The organism is Nocardia arseniciresistens (assembly GCF_046764875.1).
Classification (GTDB): Bacteria; Actinomycetota; Actinomycetes; order Mycobacteriales; family Mycobacteriaceae; genus Nocardia; species Nocardia arseniciresistens.
On sequence record NZ_JBKORD010000002.1, the window covers coordinates 495,209 to 512,891 of the forward strand.

Here is a 17,683-nt window from a genome sequence, read left to right on the forward strand (position 1 = left end):
TCCTCCTGGATTCAGATGGTGACGTAGTTTTCCGCGAAAAAATCCTGGTGCCTTCGTGAGGTGGCCAGGCTGTGCAGCTGAGCATGTTGGAGTTCACGCTGGAACGCGGCGTGCGGGCCCGCGGGCGGGTGCAGCAGCCCGATCATCCAGTTCGAGAATTCGTGCGCGCGCCGGATCCGCGGCACGCAGTCGGACGAATACCGTTGCAGCGCGGACTCATCGCCGTGACGGATGACCGGAGCTATGGCCTGCGCAAGGAGATTCGCGGCAAAGATGGCCAGGTTGGCCCCTTTGGCGGCGGAGGGGCTGATCGAGGAGGCCGCGTCGCCCGCCAGGAACAGCCGTCCCTGCTGGATCGGATCCAGGATCTCCGAGCGCAGCTGGACAAGGCTGCGTTCGACGATCTGCCCCGTAGACAATGGCCCATACCGGTCCGCGCCGAGGCGTTGCGCCAGTTCCGCCCAGATACGCTCCTCGGCCCATGCCAGCGGGTCCTCGTGCGGGGTGCATTGCAGGTAGTAGCGGGTCACGTCCGGGCTGCGCGGCATCTGTCCTGCGAAGCCGTCGGAATGGACGCCGTATACGACGGTTTCGGTCGTCGGCGGCGCCTTGGCCAGCAGCGCCAGCCAGGTGATGTCGTACTCGCAGGCGGATCGCTGCACCGTGATGGTCTGCCGAGCCAGGCCCTTGGCCCCGTCGCAGCCGATCAAATACCGTGCGGCGATCGGGTATTCGCTGCCGTCGGCGGCGCGCGCGAGTACCCAGGGCCGCTCACCGTGATGGTCGCCGATCTGCTCGGCAGTGGTTTCGAAACGCAGATCGCCTCCCCTACGGAGAAATTCGGCGACCAGGTCGGTGACCAGAAACTGCTGCGGGTACACGGTGTGCGGCTCGCGCCGCCCGAGCTCACCGTACGACAGCTCGAAACGCCCCGCCGCGCTGCGGAATTCGCACGTCTGATGAGTGCGCCCCCGTGCACGCAGACCAGCGTCGAGGCCGTGTTCGCCCAATATCTCGACACTGCCAGGAGCCAGGAAGCCGGCGCGCGCTCGTTGTTCGATGTGCTCACGACTGCGCCGCTCGAGGATCACAGTGTCGATTCCGGCGGCTTGCAGGATATTACCGAGGACAAGGCCCGCCGGACCTGCGCCGAGAACCAAGACATCGGTCGTGCGACCGCTTCTCCCAACGCGCATGGCAACGAAGCCTAGATCACCCAACGGGTTTCAGCTTGCCGAGTCCGTTCTCCGAACGCGCCCAACACATCTGGGTTCTCGACGAACGGGCACCGGCTACTCGCGGAGTCGACTGATTCATACAGTCCGGAACTATTTCTCGGCTAGGGCGTCGATGCGGTCACGGCATGATCGGTGGGACGTAGTCGAACGTCATTCCGAGCAACCACACGAGAAGCAGCACCACCGGCAGGTGGAACATGAATTGCAGGAACGTGAACCCGACGAGGTCGCGGGCCCGCAGTTTGAGCACTGCCAGCAGCGGGAGCATGAAGAACGGGTTGATCAGGTTCGGCAGTGCCTCGGCGACGTTGTATATCTGGACCGTCCAGCCGAGGTTCATGTGGACATCGGTCGATGCCTGCATGACATAGGGAGCTTCGACCAGCCACTTTCCGCCGCCCGACGGCACGAAGACGCCCAGAACCACGGTGTAGAGGGCGATAACGATGGCGAAGCTTCCGCCGCCGCCGATGTTGGTGAAGAACTCGGCGAGATGCTGGGAGATGGTGAGACCGCCCCGGCCCTTCGCCTTGGTGAGGATCGCGGCCATGGCTGCGTACAGCGGGAATTGCACGAGAATGCCGGCCGTGGCGGGCACCGCGAGGGAGACCGCTTGCAAGAACTTGCGCGGCGTTCCGTGCAGCGCCAAGCCCAACATGAGAAAGACGAGCAGGTAGCCATTCAGGCTGCTGACAACGGTCAGCACTGGTTTGGTGACGAGCTGGGAGATCAACCAGCCCACCGTCATCAATACAGCCAGGACCGGCAGAACGCGGCTGTACTCGAGCCATTCGCCTGGCCGCGATCGTGGCGCCACCTCCGCGGGCTGGTCGTCCAGATCGACCTCCAGCTCCTCAGCGGTCTTGATCGCGTCGCCCTTCGGGGCCGAGAAGTGCGCGATCACCACGGTCAGCGCGATGATGATGGCGCACATGAGCAGGGACTGCCAGGTGAAGATCGTGCGCCCGAAATCGAGAACACCGGTGATCCTCAGCAGTGCCGGAGGCAACGAGGCGGCAGTGGCCTGTAGCTGGGCGGCAGAGGAGGATATGCCCAGCGCCCACACCGCGCCCAACCCCATGAACGCCGCCGCACCGAGTGCGCGATAGTCCACGCGTAGATCGGTCCGACGAGCGATCGCGCGGGCGAGCAGACCGCCGAAAACCAAACTGAGTCCCCAGTTCAGAAACGATATCGACATGGAGAGGAACGCAACGGCACTCACTGCGCTGCTTGCGGTTTGCGGCACAGTGGCCAGCCGGTCGATCAGCCGGGCAGCGGGTGGGGACGTGGCGACGACGTACCCGGTGAGGACCACCATTGCCATCTGCAGGGTGAAGGCCGTCAGATCCCAGAACCCGTCACCGAACGCGTTGACCACTGTTTGCGGCGACGAGCCGTTGGCCAGCGCGGCGGCGGCAACGATGAACACCCCGGCCAGCGCGACGACGTAGGCGTCCGGGAACCACTTCTCCGTCCACCTTGCGAGCGACTGCGCGACCCGCGCAAGGCCCTTTTCGGAGCTGGTTTCTTCAATGGTGGACGTCATCCGGTTGTTCCCCTTCTTTCCACACGAAGCCGCACGTTTGCATGTGACGCACCGCACACAGGCTCGGTTGGTCAGTATTGATGCCCACCCGCGCGCAGACAAGAAGGAAATGCGCAGGTACCGTCTGCAAAAACGCAGAAACAGTCGGTACCCGCTACGCGCCGGCTACACCAGACGTCGAGGTACAGCACGCCTGCGATGGAGCCGAGATCGCATGTCGTGACATCGTCCAACTCCCCTCGGTCGACGCTGTGAGCTGCACAAGTGGGCGCAGAAACGCTCGATCTCAGCTGGCCCTATGGCTACCGTCGGCCTAGGGACAACGAGGCCGGAAGGCGGCATCCGGCATGGCGCGACATCAGCATCGCCTGGCCCACCGCGCGGATCGCGGTGATGGGCGCGGAGAGCGCGGTCGGAATTGTCGGCAAACGCCAATTGGCTCGAGTCCCCGCCGATCAGCGGGGCGTCGTGCGAGAATTCATGATCAACAGCTACAACGAAACCGTCGCAACACCGTGGATCGCCGCCGAACGCGGCTACATCGACGCCGTCATCGAGCCCACCCGCATCCGACTGGAAATTCGGCACGCGCTGCGGCTGCTCAGGGAGAAGGAATCCGCGGCCGAACCAAACCCTCGCAAGCACAACCTGTACCCGATGTGACCGCGGTGCCGGACTCGCAAGTTTTCGACACCGCCTGCCAGAATTGCACGTAGTTGATCACCGATGTCATCGATGTAGTCGCCGAATTCGCGATCACCCGAAAAGCCGTGTGGGATCTGCTTCTCGATCCACAAACCTATCCACGAATATTCGAAGGTATCGGCGCCTGCGAGCCCTTGGAGACCGTCGCGGGCCATCCGGTGCTGCTGGTGCGGGTCGGCTCGGCCGAAGTTGGAATCCGTTCCCACACCATGCAATTGATCGTAGAGCGGGAACTGGAGAGCTTCGAACTCCGCTTCCCCATGCTGGGCGGTTTCGCCTCGGTGCGGCTGCGCGACGAGCACGAGCACACCAGGATCAGCGTCACCTACTTCGCTCCAGGCCGGGTGCATCCGCACCTTGCCGAGCTGAACAATGCCGCGATCGTCGATTGGACGAACGCGGGGCTGCGGCTGCTCGCCGACCTCGTCCTCGCCGCGCCGACCTCGGTGATCGTCAACGGCGAGAACTCGCCCATGCGGCGTCGAGCCGGTGTCGCGAAACAGATCATGACCTCCGGGGTCGGGCGTACCTACCGCCCGGACTCGGCGTTCAAACAGTTTCGCCGCCTTGCCGAATGGGGATTCAACCTCGCCGGTGGCTACGCCGCCGCAGCCGTGCGGTCGCCGCATACCGCGGCCGTCATCGATGACAGGGCGCAGCGCACCTTCGCCGAGATGCACCAGCGCACCCACGCCTTGGCGGCCGCGATGTCGGCTGTGGGGCTGAACGCGGGAGACGCCGTCGGACTGCTGGCCCGCAATCACGCGGGAATGGTCGAAACGATGGTCGCCGCGGGCAAACTCGGCATCGATGCGGTGCTACTGAATACCGGTCTGCCCGCCCGCAGGATCGAGGAGATCGTGCAGCGCGACAAACTGTCGGCGCTGTTCGTGGACGCCGAATTCGATCCGCTCGTCCAGTATCTGCACGACGATATCCCCCGCTACACCACCGATCATACGCCGCCGACACCCGGCGCAACCACGATCGATGACCTGATAGCGCTGGGGCACACGGAGTTTCGCAAGCCGACACAGCCGGGCAAACTGGTCGTGCTCACCTCGGGCACCTCCGGCACACCGAAGGGCGCGCGCCGCCCGCACCCGAAGGGCTTCGGCACCATCGCCGCCCTGCTGTCGCGGATCCCGTTCCGCATGAACGACACCATGCTCATCCCGGCCCCGCTGTTCCACACCTGGGGTCTCGCGGCGCTGCAGATGAGTACACCACTGCGCGCGACGGTGGTGCTGCCCGAGCATTTCGACGCCGAGGACTGCCTGCGCCTGATCGCCGAACACCGCGTGACGACGCTGATCGCGGTCCCGATCATGGTGCACCGGATCCTCGAATTGCCCGCACCCGTTCGCGCTCGCTACGACACCTCCAGCCTGCGGGTCGTGGCCAGCTGCGGGGCACCGCTCACGGCGGCGACCGTACTGAACTTCATGGACGCCTTCGGCGACATCCTCTACAACGTCTACGGTTCCACCGAGGTCTCGTGGGCGACAGTCGCCGACCCGGACGATCTTCGGACCGCACCGACCACCGCGGGCCGCCCGCCGCTCGGCACCAAGATCGGCATCCTCGGACCCGACCTTCGCCCGCTGCCGGTCGGTGCGACCGGGCACATCTTCGTCGGTAATCACATGCTGTTCGACGGCTACGTCAATGCCGCGCCACCCAATGAGGCCGACGGCATGCTCGACACCGGCGATCTCGGCTACCTCGACGCCTGCGGCAGGCTGTTCATCGCGGGCCGCGACGATGAGATGATCATCTCCGGCGGGGAGAACGTCTTCCCACGGCCGGTCGAGGAGGCGCTATCGCATCTCCCCCAGGTCAGCGAGGTGGCGGTGGTCGGCGTGCCGGACAACGAATACGGCCAGCGGCTGGCCGCGTTCGTGGTGAAAAGAGAAGGCGCGGGGTTGGATTCGGATATGGTCCGTAGCTACGTCCGCCACCGCCTCAGCCGCTTCTCGGTGCCACGCGATGTCACCTTCCTCACCGACCTGCCGCGCGGCGAGACCGGGAAGATCCTCAAACGATTGCTCGGCGGCCCGGACACCAACGAGGCGACCTGATCGCTGCGTGCAGCAACGGCGTTCAGGATTGATCCGCGTTCAACGGCCGATCGAGCGTGCGTGGCATGCGCTCCCGCAGTGCCTCCAGCAGTCCGATGGAGTACTCGGGCGGTGCGGCGTGCACCGACAGCACGTTCGCCACGCGCAGGTAGGCATCGAGGTCAGCGAGCTTGTCCAGGTACAGGGCGCTGGTCAACTGCTGGAGATAGACGATGTCGGGCAGATCGGTCTCCGCGAAGCGCAGCACGGTGAACCCGCCGTCCGCGATCGCGGATCCCCCGACGTGGTCGGCGAGCACCTGAATGCTGATGTGCGGTTGCACGGCGAGACGGACCAGGTGGTCCACTTGGTCGCGCCACACGGTCGAACCGCCGATCGGGCGACGCAATGCCGCCTCGTCGACGATCACCCACAGTTGCGGCGGATCGCGGCGGGCCAAGATCTGCTGCCGGCGCATTCGCAGCGTTACCCGCCGATCGATCGCCTCCTGCCCCTCCTCCGGATGCGCGAGCGTCAGTAGAGCGCGGGCGTAGTCTGCGGTCTGCAACAGCTCGGGCACCGCCCTCGGCTCATAGCACCGAATCAAGCGCGCCGCCTGTTCCAGGCCGAGATAGGTGTCGAACCACTTGGGCAGCCAGTCGGTGTCGCGGTGCCACCACCCTGATGCGCTGGCTTGGCGCGCCAGCTCGATGAACTCCTCCACCTCCTCGCGATCGGTGACACCGTAGCGGGTGAGCAGATCGACAAGATCGCGTTGCCGAAAGCCGACACGCCCCAACTCCAGTCGGCTGATCTTCGAATGCGATCCACGAATGGCCTCGCCCGCGTCCTCACGGCTGATCCCGCACGCCTCCCGCAGCCGCCGCATGCGGCCACCGAGAACCATCCGCAGCACCGTTGGTCCACCGTCGGCGGCCACGCTTGCGGCAGACCGGGCGCCATCCCCTTCTCGTATCTCCGATGCGGGCATACCCATAGTCTGCCATGCCGCCACCACGACTCTCTATGGCCAAAGTGCCTCGAACGCACAGATATTCGTACAGTTGCACATACATCGGGCTCACCGCAAATCGACGGGCCGCGCGCCGGTCACGACGCGATCGGTGTTGTGACAATTCCACGCAAATTTCCGGCTGCGCTGGGCATCGCACAGTTCCGCCACCGAGGCGGCTCGATCGGCGTGTCGGAATAATACGCTGATCTCACGGCTCCGACACCGGCCAACGGTGCCGCACGCGCGAGGTCAGCATTCATCGGGCGCCGGCACGCCGTGCAATCGTTGATCCAGCCAGCCCATCGCCTCCGGATAGCCGAGGCCCCCGGCGATGACGTGCTCACCGAGCACACTGCGATAGACCGAGCGGACACCGAGCCCGCACTGCTCATGGTAGAGATTGCGGGCGCCCTCTGCCGGAATCCAGAATTCCTGTTCGCCGTTGTAGATGTAGAGCGGCGTCGCCGACCTCATACCTTCCATCCTGGTCACCCGATAGATCTCCGCGGCGAGCCCGGAGTGCAGCGGATCGGCGAAGTTCGCGGCGACATCGATCGGCAGCATCAGCACCCCGACAATGCCGAAGCTGCTGCCGCACAGGTCCTTCAGCGGTGATGTCGCCGCCCATTGCGCCAGATTGTTCATTCGAGCCAGTATCTCGGGGCGTTCCCTTCCGACGGCGAAGGTCGCGGCCATGAACACCGCCGAGGCGAGATTGCCGTTCATACTGCGCGCGAGGATCTCGAAATCGGCAGGCACCCCGCCCAGCGACGCACCGACGATCACCCCGGCCAATTCCGGTGCGTAACTGCCGATCAGCTTGACCGCGCCATGAGTGGCGATCGCACCACCGGAGTATCCGGCCATCGCGAACCTGCTGTCCCCGAATTCCTCGGGCCGCAGCTCGCGCACCGCGCGAATCGCGTCGAGAATGGCATGACCGGCCACATACGGCTCCGCATAGGCCATCCACGGTCCCTCGTGGTCGGGAATCAACACAGCGTAACCGCGCAGCGCCGCCAATTGCGTTGTCGGCGGGATGAAGTCGGTCAGGGCGGTTTTGTTCGACAGCCCGTGCGCGAAGCTGTATCCCGGCGTGCAATCGCGGCCGAGCGCATTGATCGGCAGGTTGTTCACCAGCACCGGCCTGCTGCCTGGACCCTGCCACACCGTGGTCGGAACAACCAGCGTCGCAGTCGCATACGACGGCAGCCCGTGCGCGTCGGTGGTGCGGAACTTCAGCAGCAGTGCCTGCCGGATCGGAACGAGTACCAGCGGTGCTGCGGAGGGGGTCACGTCTCTGACCTCGAGCAACTGCCCTTCGCCGAAGGCTTCCAGGTCCGCGGGCCAGGCATCGAAGATCGGGTCGCCGACCGGCGAGGGCAGCACGGCCTGTCGCAACGCGGCGAGCGCGGGCGTCAGGCCCGTGGTCGACAGCATGGGGGCAGGCGTTGTCGGTGCGATCGGTGGCGGCGGCACCACCCGGTCGATCCACTCCTGCAGGCCCGGCAGGATCGAGCCGTTCGCATCCGGACTCAGCAGTCCGGGCAGTCCCGAAAGATCAGGTAGCGCAGGCAATCCCGGTAGCGCGGGCAATCCCGGCGGCGCGGGTGGGTCCGGTGGCGGCTGCGCGGCCGCCTGGCCTGCCATCGGCGAACAGACCAGTAACAAGGCAAAGAAGAAGGCCCACAAACATTTCATGACACACGCCTCTGGGTGCGACGTCGGTTGACTGGCGCCCGGGGAGGGTATGTGGCTCCTTCAACCCCGAAATGCCCCCTGTCGGATCGAGGCCAGGAAGTCAGGCTAACCGACGCAGACCCCGCCGTGTTCGAGTTGTGTGTGACACGTCGCCATATCGCAACAACCGAGCCGAATGCGATTGGCTGGAATCACATTCGGCTCAGTGGTGACTGCTACCGCGTCCTCAGCAGTTGGTCGGCGCGGGCTGCCCCTGGAAGCGGGCGCTGAGCCAGGTGAGCGCCGCGGGAATACCGAGCACCGCCGCAGTCAAATGATCGGGCACCGGCATCGTTTCCGCCTGCAGCGGGGTCCCTGCCGCGCACCAACGGCGATCGGTGTTGGTGATCGAATCGACCGGGATGAGCCCGTCGATCGGCGAATGCCATTCGAAGACCGGCGCCTTCGGCACGCCGTCGTAGAGCTCGAGGCTGTTCTCCTCCACGACCGCGCGCGCATCGCCGTCGTTGATCATCGACGTCGTCTTCGCGAAATCTATCGCGCCGTGTCCCGCACCCGCGGCGAGGATGTCGTTGGTGCAACTGTTGGCAATGGCCGCGCGCGCGGCGAGTCCGCGGTCGTTGAGCTGTTCGCTGAGCGGGAACCGATCGGGGTACTCGCGCTCGAGACCGAGCCCGGCGGCGAGCGCCAGCCCGAACACCGGATGCGAACCGAGACCGAGGGATTCGAGCATCTTCACCAGGTTCATCGGCACGCCGCCCATTGCCGCGCCGACGATGTCGAGTTCCGGCGCATACCGCGGTGCCAGCGCGGCCGCCCACGCGGTGGCCATGCCGCCGCCGGAGTAGCCGACCATACCGACCTGACTGTTCTCCACCTGTAGCTCGGAGACCTGCTTGACCGCACGCACACCGTCCAGGGTGATCTGACCACCCAATTTAGCCGCGCCATAGGCGAACTGGGGCCCGAGATGATCGGGCAACGCGACAGTCCAGCCCTGCTGCAGCAGTACATTCCAGGCGGGCGCCTCACGCACTTGCAGGTTCGGATCGTCGGTGTAGAGCACACGCGACACCGAGCACTCCGCACCGAGGCCGTTGATGATGTGCTGGTAGGACAGCAGTGGGCCATCCTTCTTGTGCCCGCGCGGCGTGAGCACCGTGGTGATCGCCGCGATCGGCTTGCCAAGGGAGTTGGTCGAACGGAACCGCACCACTGTCACAGTGGTGTCGGGGAAGATCGCCAGCGGCGGCATCGAGCGCGTCTCGATGACCTCGCCCGGCCGCATGTCCGCCAGATTCTGAGGGATCGCATAGAACGGATCCGGATCCGCCACCGGATATAGCGGTGCGCTATATCCGGTGCCCCCGACCGCGACCACCATCAGTAGCCCGATGGCCATCGCACCTACTGTGCGTACCACCCCCCTGCCGGGCCTCTTCCTGCCTAAAACACGTAGGGCCTGTCTCATCGACGATTGCCTCCAGAATGGGTCCAACGTTGCGACCATCGTTTACAACAACGTGCCAGAGTGACACATTAGCGGCGAATCGTTTTGACAACTCACAAGTTTCGGGCCGACCGCCTGTGACCATCATGCATCGTTCCTGGTGACGCGCCCCGACCGCCCCCGACGTGATCTGTGACATGTCCAGGCGCCGCCCTGGAACATATTCCCCACAATGGTGGGGACTTACCGTCACAAGTACCGACGGCGTTGCAGCGCCGGTGGCGGAAGGAGACAGTGGCATGGACGGCACTGCGCGAAAACTCACCGATCGGGAGTACGCCCAAGAGACGCCGACCCGCCGGATCACCGTCTATTTCGACGGACCGACGCCGGAGGACACCTTGGCCCTCGAGTACGCGGCCACCCGAGCCGAGGCCTGGGAGTTCACCTCCGCAGCGGTGCATGCCGGGCTGATGGTCACCGTGGACAGCAAGGTGCGGCCCGAGCTTCGACCGCTGCCCTGCCGTTCCCTGTGGCATTGAGAAGCACCCGCACGCTCATGCCACTTCGGTGAGCCTTGACTACTCTCGATGTGACGACCATCGAGAGGAACGGCAGTGAAGCAGCGGAGCCCGGTTTCGCCGAACCCTCGCCTACCGCGCCCATCGCCGCGGTCCGGAGCGACGTTCCTGCTGTGCACAGCCCTGCTGCCCGCGCTCGTCGGTTGTGGTGACGATCAGCCGACCTCGGTGACGGACCCGACGACCACCATTCTCGCTACCACCACCCCCGTCGCCGCCACGACACCGATCTCGACGCCATCAGCTGCGCAACCCACCGTCGATCCTTATGCTGATCAAGCACTCATCGATCATGTCGAGTGGACCGAAGCCATCGATGGCTCGCGGCTGCTCGTCTTCCCCACACCGCCGGGGCGGCAGACCACCTTCCCCGGCTCCGAGGAACGCGCCTGGCAGGAAGTGCTCGCACAGTCGACGGATGCCGACACCCCCGGCATGCGCGACCAGTTCGTGTGTCACTGGGAATGGGCCCGCATGGTGGCGCCGAACAAGCCGAGTTGGAATCTGGAACCCTGGCGTCCGGCCGTCGACTACCAGGCCACCGTCCGAGCGGGTTGCAACCCCGGCGGCCCCGAACGCTGAGCACCGCACGTCCACCACACCGAAAATCAAGTGGCACCGACCAGAAAGGACCACCGATGCGCGTTGTCATCGCAGGCGGACACGGAAAGATCGCACTACTGCTCGCTCCATTGCTCACCGAACGTGGCGACAAGGTCGAGAGCCTGATCCGCAAACCCGAGCAGGAAGGCGACATCACCACCACCGGCGCGCGCGCCGTCGTGCTCGACCTGGAACACGCGACCCTCGCCGACGTGGCCGCGGCCATTCGAGGTTGCGACGCTGTGGTTTTCGCGGCGGGGGCGGGTCCAGGCAGCGGCGCGCAGCGCAAGTACACAGTCGACAAAGGCGGCTCTGTGCTGCTCGCGACCGCCGCCGAGCAGGCAGGCGTTCGCCGTTTCGTGCAGATCTCGACGATGGGTGCCGGAGCACCTCCCTCGGCGGGCACCGACGAGGTCTGGGCGGCCTACATCGACGCCAAGACCCAAGCGGAGGACGACCTGCGGGCCCGCGACCTGGACTGGACGATCCTGCGTCCCGGCAGCCTCCTCGACACACCTGCCACCGACCGTGTCACTCTCGGCCCGCCGCCGCTGCCACGCGGCAGCGTCCCACGGGCCGATGTCGCCGCCGCCCTTGCGGAGATTCTGCACGCTCCGCAGACTGCCGGAACCACCCTCGAAATCGTCTCGGGTGAGACATCGGTGGCATCCGCGATCGAAAATTTAAATAACCAGACGGTCGCCGAAGGCGGTGCCGCGGCGACCGATTGACTCCTGCACCCCCCGATTGGAGCCCGTCACCATGTTCAGCCGCATCGTTTCCATGAAGATCCGGCCCGGCTCTCGTGCGGAATTTCTCGCCGCCGTCCGTCGCAGCGCCACCGCATCGGTACGCGATGAGCCGGGTTGCCTGTGGTTCGATGTCTGCGCCGACCGCGTCGATCCGCACCGGTTCTTCCTGTACCAGGTGTATGTCGACGACGAGGCGGCGGAGGCCCATCGATTTACCGAACATTTCATTACCTGGCGCAGCGCGGCGGACCGATATGTCGAGCCAGGAACTCAGGTTCACTACAGCACCGACATCCTCGTCAACGCCAATTGAGTTGCTGGGTGAAATTGTGCTGCGGGAGGTGTTCGCGGGCGGTTAGCAGGCGCGAATTCTCCTCTGCGCACGCGCAATCGGTCGTGCAGATGTACTTGCATCCGAAAGCCGCACCGCCCTAAACTCAGTCCGCAACGGTATATAGGGGACAACCAGGGAGGACGCGTGGGCGAGCCAAAGGCCAATGTTGCCATTGGTTTGCCGTCGCCAGACGTCAGGGCGTTCGAATGGATCAACCACTTTATGGCGGCCGGCTCGGAATAGCCGATGCCGCACTGGCCGACCAGCCAGCGAACGGTAAAACTATGAGCACACCTTCGGTACGATCGGGCCAGAAGACGACCGCACTCACGCGGGAAACCGCCGTCGCCTTTGTCATCCACGCTGTCGAGCACACCGGCGCGGCAACTCGTCATGATTTCGACATCGACCGGATCGTCACCACGGCGCACGCGATGGCCGACGACTGGGATCTCGAGGTCCTGCAGCCTGATACCTTCTGGCGCATCGCCTCCACCTTCATCAAGCAGTGAGGCACGGCGCTCTCTAGCGCAGGCACCGGGATACTGTTGTGCCGCTACGCGATACAGAGCGCCGTACTGCACCGCGGGCACACTCGGCGCGGCACGCACTGCGCGAACGCGCGTGCCACCGGCCGATCGTGGCATCTGAATGCCCTTGCGCCCCAGCCCACATGACTGCTCCGCCGTATGGCGCCGCACCCGCGGCTCACCGTGTATTTGCACCTACCGCACACGTCTGCGCCAATACTCGGCACACCGATGCCCCTCGGCACATCGAACGCCGACTCGGGCGCCAATCGCCCAACCAGCAACCAAGCAGGAGCGCCAGCCCTCAGCGGCGGCAACAAACCTGCGGATGATCGGCCGACCCGCGAGCGAAAACCGCAGACCTCACTGCTCTTTGGCGTACTCCCCGAGGATCTGCACCGACTTCTCCGGGCGCTCGGACTGCACACTGAGTCGGTCCATGACCGATAGGTACATCGCCAGATCCTGCCGACGATCCAGGTACAGCGCGCTGGTGAGGTGCTCCAGGTAGACGATGTCGGGCAGTTCCGGCTCCGCGAACCGGAGAATGCTGAACGAACTACCGGCTGCCGCGTGCTCCCCCGCCGCGTACGGCAACACCTGAATGGTGACGTTGGGCAGTTCGGCGAGCTTGATGAGATGCTCCATCTGCTCGCGCTGCACGTGCGCGCCGCCGACGGGCCGGTGCAGCGCGGCCTCATCGATCACCGCCCACACGACTGGTGGATCCTGCCGGAACAGGATCTCCTTCCTGCGCTGACGCATCGCGACGCGCCGGTCCATGTCGGCATCCTCGTAGCCGAGCGAAACGACAGCTCGCGCGTACTCAGGGGTCTGTAGGAGTCCGGGAATCAGATTCGCCTCGTAAGTACGAATCTTGTTGGCGGCCTGCTCGAGACCGAGATAGGTGCCGAACCAGGACGGCAGCAGATCGTTGTAGCGATGCCACCAGCCCGGTTCGTTCGCCTGCCTGGCGAGATCCAGGAATCGTTCGCGCTCTACGGTGTCGTTGACGTCGTAGAGAGTCAATAGATCGCGGATGTCGCGTTCTTTGAAGCCGGTGCGGCCGAGCTCCAGCCGACTGATCTTGGCGTGCGAACCACGGATCGCGTCGCCCGCAGCCTCCCGGGTGATATTCGCCTTCTCCCGGAGCTTGCGCAACTGACCGCCGAGTGCGATTCGCAGCACGGTCGGACCACGTTCCGCGACAACCGATTGCACACGACCGTCGTCATCGGGTTCTGCGATCATGAAGTCATCTCCGATACTCGGGTTTGACCACAGTGTGTCACAAACACCTCATTCGAAACACACCGCACCGACCGCCTATGTTACCGCTCAGCTAGTCAGATCGTCGAACTCGCCGGCCTTCGCACCGCGGACGAACGCGTCGATCTCGGGGCGGGTGTAGAAGAGCGTGCCGCCTTCGGGATCTCGCGAGTTCCGAACGGCGACCAGGTTATTGGTTGCCTCTGCCACTTCGACACAGTTCCCGCTCGGGTTACTGAACGAGCTCTTGCGCCAGCTGCCATCGATCTTGTTGGTAGATGTCTCCGACATTGTCCCCACTCCTCGGTTTCGCCAGTGGATCAACTCGAGTCAGTTCTTGCAGATGCACTTTCAAACGTTCTTGCATTTGCACTGACACTTTGGACGATAGCACGAAGTTCACCCCCGCGCGCCTGGTAACTCGGACCCACCCACTCGCCAAGACCGGCCGACCGGTCCGACCCGTGAAATACCGTGCTCAGCTCGCCGATCTCGACCGCCTCGCACGCGCGAATCTTGTACTGTCACAGTGCACATCGGATATACCAGTCATTAGCGGCACCCGCTGCGCCAGCATGCCCCGGGTGCCGCGACCGCTTGTTGAGGAGCCCACTCTCATGCCCGACGATCACAGCCCATTGATACGCACCGACATTCCACATTCGGCGCGTATCTGGAACTACTGGATGGGCGGTAAGGACTACTACGAAATCGACCAGATAGCCGGTGACGCCGGTGTCGAGGTCGACCCCGACATCAAGACCATGGCGGTGCAGTCCAGGCAGTTCCTGATCCGCGCGGTCCGATACCTCGCCGGCGAGAAGGGGATTCACCAGTTCTTGGATATCGGCACCGGCCTACCGACCATGCAGAACACCCACGAGGTGGCGCAGAGCGTCGTACCCGAGGCGAAAATCGTTTACGTCGATAACGATCCGCTGGTGCTCACGCACGCGAGAGCACTATTGACCAGCACCTCCGACGAGGGGGTGACCACCTACATCGACTCCGATTTCCACAATCCGGAGCAGATCGTCGCCGACGCGAAGAACGTGCTGAATTTCAATGAACCGGTGGGCGTCATGTTCATGGGTGTGCTCGGCCACGCGAAGACCTACGACGAGCTGCTGCGGATCGTGCACACGGTGCTCGACGCGGTGCCCTCGGGCAGCTACCTCGTCATGTGGGACGGCACCGACGACAGTCAGGCCTACGTCACGCTGTGCGAGAACTACACCGGCACCGGCGGCGCGCCCTACGTTCCACGGCCGCAGGCCCAGATCCGGGCCGTCTTCGACGGTTTGGAGATGGTCGAGCCCGGTTTCGTCTCGATCACGCAGTGGCAGGCGGGCGACACCGAGGTCGGCGACATCCGTCCCATCTCCGCATACTGCGCCGTGGCGCGCAAACCCTGAAGGCGAAGGTAAACGTACACATAGGCGGTCTCGGAACGGCACATTCGCACCGGTGAACATCGGCTCGGCGGCCAATGTTCGCCGGTGCTATTCCTGTCGGTTGTTCGTGCAAATGTACTTGCATCTGTAAGAGACAGCGGCCTAAACTCGTAGCCATAATCCGGGAGGTACGCAGGGAGTTCGCGCCGGCGTCGCCACAACCTAACGCCATACGCGAGGGACGGTCGATGAGTCAGCCATTCCGAACTCCCCACCGGGTCGCGATCGCCGGTGCCACCAGGATCGATGTGCTGCGTGCGGTTCCCGACTTCGCATCGCCGGACTGCGACGCCGAACCCCCCGGCCTCACCTACCGACGGGCACGCGAGATTCTGCATATCCACGATGTCCACGGCCCACAGTGCAGACAATGGCTTGCCGCGGCCGCATATCTCTCGGCCGGGCTCGACGACGAATAGCCGCCATATCGATTGGCGTGCAATAAGAAACAGACCGGCCGCTCCGATATGTAAATCGGAGAATCTCACAATGGATCTCGTCGATCGCTACCCACATTCATCACAGTTTCGTATAGTGATGCATACGATTCGGGCTCAGTTCGATAACGCCCGACGTGGTTACCTGGAGCGACGCGTATGACCTTTTCGACGCTGCATCTGTCCACCAGCACGCCCGAGACGGCGTTGGAGATCGGCGGGCAACCGGCGTCGGTTCCGTTGCAGAACACCGATCGGGTGGCCGCACGGATGGTCGGCTACTTCGCCACCTGTATGGCCCCCTGCCGTACCCTGCCCGGCGAGCAACTGCGTGGTGATGTCACCGAACTGACCCGAAGTTGTCTCGCGCTCGCCGCCGAAATGTTCGACAAGCGAGCGGTTCCCGACGACGAACAGCTCAATGAGGTCCGTGAGGCCGCGGCGCAGTGGGCGCGCGAAGCCGTACCGCTCGGCACCATCCTGCGCGCCTATCACGAAGGGCTGCGCATCGCCTTCGGTCTGGTCACCGCGCGAGCCAAGGCCGACGATGTCGACGAGTTGCTGGTGGCCACCGATCTGATGCTCGAACTCCTCGAAGCGATCACCGCCGCGGTGTCGGACGCCTATGTCGGCGAACAGCATCTCGTCGCGCGCGAACACCAAACTGCCGCACAGACACTGGCCTCGGCACTGCTCAGCGGACGTGGCAGCTCCGCGTTGGCCCGCCAAGCCGGCATCCCCATCGCCGAGTCGTATCAGGTTCTGGCCCTATCTATTCCGGAACATCCGGACGAGCGCGACACGCGGGTCGACACGCATGTGGCCGCTCGGCGCAAGCTTCGCCGTTTGCAGTCGGAACTGGCCACCGTCTTCGACTCCCGCGCGCTTGCCCTGCTCAGCACCAAGGGTGGCACGCTGCTTATTCCGGTCGACGAAGGCACGGTCGTGCTCACCATCGATTCACTCGAAATGCTCACCGACGCCGCGGGGGTGCCGCTCACCGTGGCCATGGTCGTCGGCGACACCGATCAGATCCCCGACGCCGCCGATCAGGCGCACGAGCTACTCAATCTGGTGCGGGTGGCCGGACGAGCGCCCGGCCTGTACCAGATGGCCGACCTGGCCGTGGAATATCAGCTCACGCGCGGTGGACCCGCGACCCGCCGCATCGCCACCATTCTCGACCCGTTGGACGCACATCCCGAGTTGTTCGACACCATGCGCGCCTATCTCGGCAACGATATGAACCGCCAGCTCACCGCGAAGCAGCTGTATGTACACCCGAACACTGTCGACTACCGGCTACGCCGCATCTCCCAGCTCACCACCGTCGACCTGGCCACCTCGGCGGGCATCTCCCAGGCCGCGATCGCGCTGCTGGCCCGCGATCTCGACCGCAGCGTCGCGCGACGCCTATAGGTCCGCCGGCACACACTCGAGACCTTCCCGCGACCTGATACAGATTTGTGCTGGTCACGCGGTCACGAACAAGAGATCCTTGAATTGCCGCGACTTCTGGATGGTGGAATATGCGAATTTCGGAAATCCTGCGCAGAAAAGGCACCGAGGTGACCACCGTGCCGCCCGATACGACGGTGCGGAACCTGCTCGCCACGCTCGCCACGCACAACATCGGTGCGGTGATCGTATCGCCGGACGGCAGCCGGATCGACGGCATCGTCTCCGAACGCGATGTGGTGCGCAGCCTGCATGCACACGGCGCTGCCCTCCTGGACACCCCGGTCTCGGAGATCATGACCGTCGACGTACGCGCCTGCGCACCGGACGACCGGATCGACGGACTGCGCCGCACCATGACCGAGCATCGGATCAGGCATCTTCCCGTAGTACACGACGGGAAGCTGATCGGCATCGTCAGTATCGGCGACGTGGTCAAGAGCGCGATCTCCGAGCTCGCCACCGAACGCGAACATCTCGTCGAGTACCTGCAAGGCAGGTAGCGAACACGCCATACCCGTGGCGCGTGAAAGATGTTGTGTACGAG

17 protein-coding genes and 1 pseudogene are annotated in these 17,683 nt (G+C 64.5%); 11 read left to right on the forward strand and 7 right to left on the reverse strand.

All coding sequences use genetic code 11. The features are described 5' to 3' along the window. Positions 1-11: 11 nt before the first annotated feature. Both ACLMAJ_RS05855 and ACLMAJ_RS05860 read right to left on the reverse strand, forming a co-directional pair. Positions 12-1,196, reverse strand: a complete 1,185-nt coding sequence (locus tag ACLMAJ_RS05855) for a 4-hydroxybenzoate 3-monooxygenase (protein WP_412012437.1) — start codon at positions 1,194-1,196, stop codon at positions 12-14. A 160-nt stretch (positions 1,197-1,356) separates the two neighbouring features. Further along, complete coding sequence (locus ACLMAJ_RS05860) at positions 1,357-2,787, reverse strand: short-chain fatty acid transporter (RefSeq protein WP_412012438.1); 1,431 nt, start codon at positions 2,785-2,787, stop codon at positions 1,357-1,359. Positions 2,788-3,141: 354 nt separating this feature from the next. Between ACLMAJ_RS05860 and ACLMAJ_RS05865 the strand changes: the two are divergent. Next, positions 3,142-3,450 (forward strand): annotated as a pseudogene (locus tag ACLMAJ_RS05865) (carboxyl transferase domain-containing protein); the annotation flags it as partial. A gap of 53 nt (positions 3,451-3,503) precedes the next feature. Further along, positions 3,504-5,573 carry an AMP-binding protein gene (locus ACLMAJ_RS05870; protein ID WP_412012439.1) on the forward strand — a complete coding sequence of 690 codons (2,070 nt, stop codon included), beginning with the start codon at positions 3,504-3,506 and terminating at the stop codon, positions 5,571-5,573. Positions 5,574-5,595: 22 nt separating this feature from the next. Here the strand turns inward: ACLMAJ_RS05870 and ACLMAJ_RS05875 are convergent, their stop codons facing one another. The 3 genes from ACLMAJ_RS05875 to ACLMAJ_RS05885 form a co-directional block, all read right to left on the reverse strand. Next, a complete protein-coding gene (locus ACLMAJ_RS05875) occupies positions 5,596-6,543 on the reverse strand; it encodes a helix-turn-helix domain-containing protein (protein WP_412012440.1) in 948 nt (315 codons plus the stop codon). Positions 6,544-6,816: 273 nt separating this feature from the next. Then, the gene (locus ACLMAJ_RS05880) at positions 6,817-8,268 is read right to left on the reverse strand and encodes a lipase family protein (RefSeq protein ID WP_412012441.1); all 1,452 of its coding nucleotides are present in this window, start codon (positions 8,266-8,268) and stop codon (positions 6,817-6,819) included. 226 nt (positions 8,269-8,494) lie between these two features. Beyond that, entirely contained in the window at positions 8,495-9,670 is a 1,176-nt protein-coding gene (locus tag ACLMAJ_RS05885) for a lipase family protein (protein ID WP_412012442.1), read from the reverse strand. Positions 9,671-10,017: 347 nt separating this feature from the next. Between ACLMAJ_RS05885 and ACLMAJ_RS05890 the strand changes: the two genes are divergently transcribed. The 5 genes from ACLMAJ_RS05890 (at position 10,018) to ACLMAJ_RS05910 (ending at position 12,500) form a co-directional block, all read left to right on the forward strand. Beyond that, the gene (locus tag ACLMAJ_RS05890) at positions 10,018-10,260 is read left to right on the forward strand and encodes a hypothetical protein (protein ID WP_412012443.1); all 243 of its coding nucleotides are present in this window, start codon (positions 10,018-10,020) and stop codon (positions 10,258-10,260) included. A 75-nt stretch (positions 10,261-10,335) separates the two neighbouring features. Continuing rightward, positions 10,336-10,881 carry a DUF2599 domain-containing protein gene (locus tag ACLMAJ_RS05895; RefSeq protein ID WP_412012444.1) on the forward strand — a complete coding sequence of 182 codons (546 nt, stop codon included), beginning with the start codon at positions 10,336-10,338 and terminating at the stop codon, positions 10,879-10,881. Between the two features lie 56 nt (positions 10,882-10,937). After that, a complete protein-coding gene (locus tag ACLMAJ_RS05900; protein WP_412012445.1) occupies positions 10,938-11,633 on the forward strand; it encodes an SDR family oxidoreductase in 696 nt (231 codons plus the stop codon). A 31-nt stretch (positions 11,634-11,664) separates the two neighbouring features. After that, positions 11,665-11,967: a putative quinol monooxygenase gene (locus ACLMAJ_RS05905; RefSeq protein ID WP_412012446.1), complete on the forward strand. Its 303-nt coding sequence runs from the start codon at positions 11,665-11,667 to the stop codon at positions 11,965-11,967. Between the two features lie 305 nt (positions 11,968-12,272). After that, positions 12,273-12,500 (forward strand): hypothetical protein, encoded by a 228-nt coding sequence (locus ACLMAJ_RS05910; protein WP_412012447.1) that lies wholly within the window; start codon positions 12,273-12,275, stop codon positions 12,498-12,500. A 381-nt stretch (positions 12,501-12,881) separates the two neighbouring features. On the opposite strand, the gene ACLMAJ_RS05915 is transcribed toward ACLMAJ_RS05910, so the two are convergent. Beyond that, complete coding sequence (locus ACLMAJ_RS05915) at positions 12,882-13,769, reverse strand: helix-turn-helix domain-containing protein (protein WP_412012448.1); 888 nt, start codon at positions 13,767-13,769, stop codon at positions 12,882-12,884. Positions 13,770-13,856: 87 nt separating this feature from the next. After that, positions 13,857-14,078, reverse strand: a complete 222-nt coding sequence (locus ACLMAJ_RS05920) for a DUF397 domain-containing protein (protein WP_412012449.1) — start codon at positions 14,076-14,078, stop codon at positions 13,857-13,859. A 326-nt stretch (positions 14,079-14,404) separates the two neighbouring features. Between ACLMAJ_RS05920 and ACLMAJ_RS05925 the strand changes: the two genes are divergently transcribed. The 4 genes from ACLMAJ_RS05925 (at position 14,405) to ACLMAJ_RS05940 (ending at position 17,639) form a co-directional block, all read left to right on the forward strand. Beyond that, positions 14,405-15,202: an SAM-dependent methyltransferase gene (locus ACLMAJ_RS05925; protein WP_412012450.1), complete on the forward strand. Its 798-nt coding sequence runs from the start codon at positions 14,405-14,407 to the stop codon at positions 15,200-15,202. Between the two features lie 227 nt (positions 15,203-15,429). Then, complete coding sequence (locus ACLMAJ_RS05930; protein WP_412012451.1) at positions 15,430-15,660, forward strand: hypothetical protein; 231 nt, start codon at positions 15,430-15,432, stop codon at positions 15,658-15,660. Between the two features lie 177 nt (positions 15,661-15,837). Further along, positions 15,838-17,097 carry a PucR family transcriptional regulator gene (locus tag ACLMAJ_RS05935; RefSeq protein ID WP_412012452.1) on the forward strand — a complete coding sequence of 420 codons (1,260 nt, stop codon included), beginning with the start codon at positions 15,838-15,840 and terminating at the stop codon, positions 17,095-17,097. A gap of 110 nt (positions 17,098-17,207) precedes the next feature. Continuing rightward, positions 17,208-17,639, forward strand: a complete 432-nt coding sequence (locus ACLMAJ_RS05940; RefSeq protein ID WP_412012453.1) for a CBS domain-containing protein — start codon at positions 17,208-17,210, stop codon at positions 17,637-17,639. Positions 17,640-17,683 lie beyond the last annotated feature (44 nt).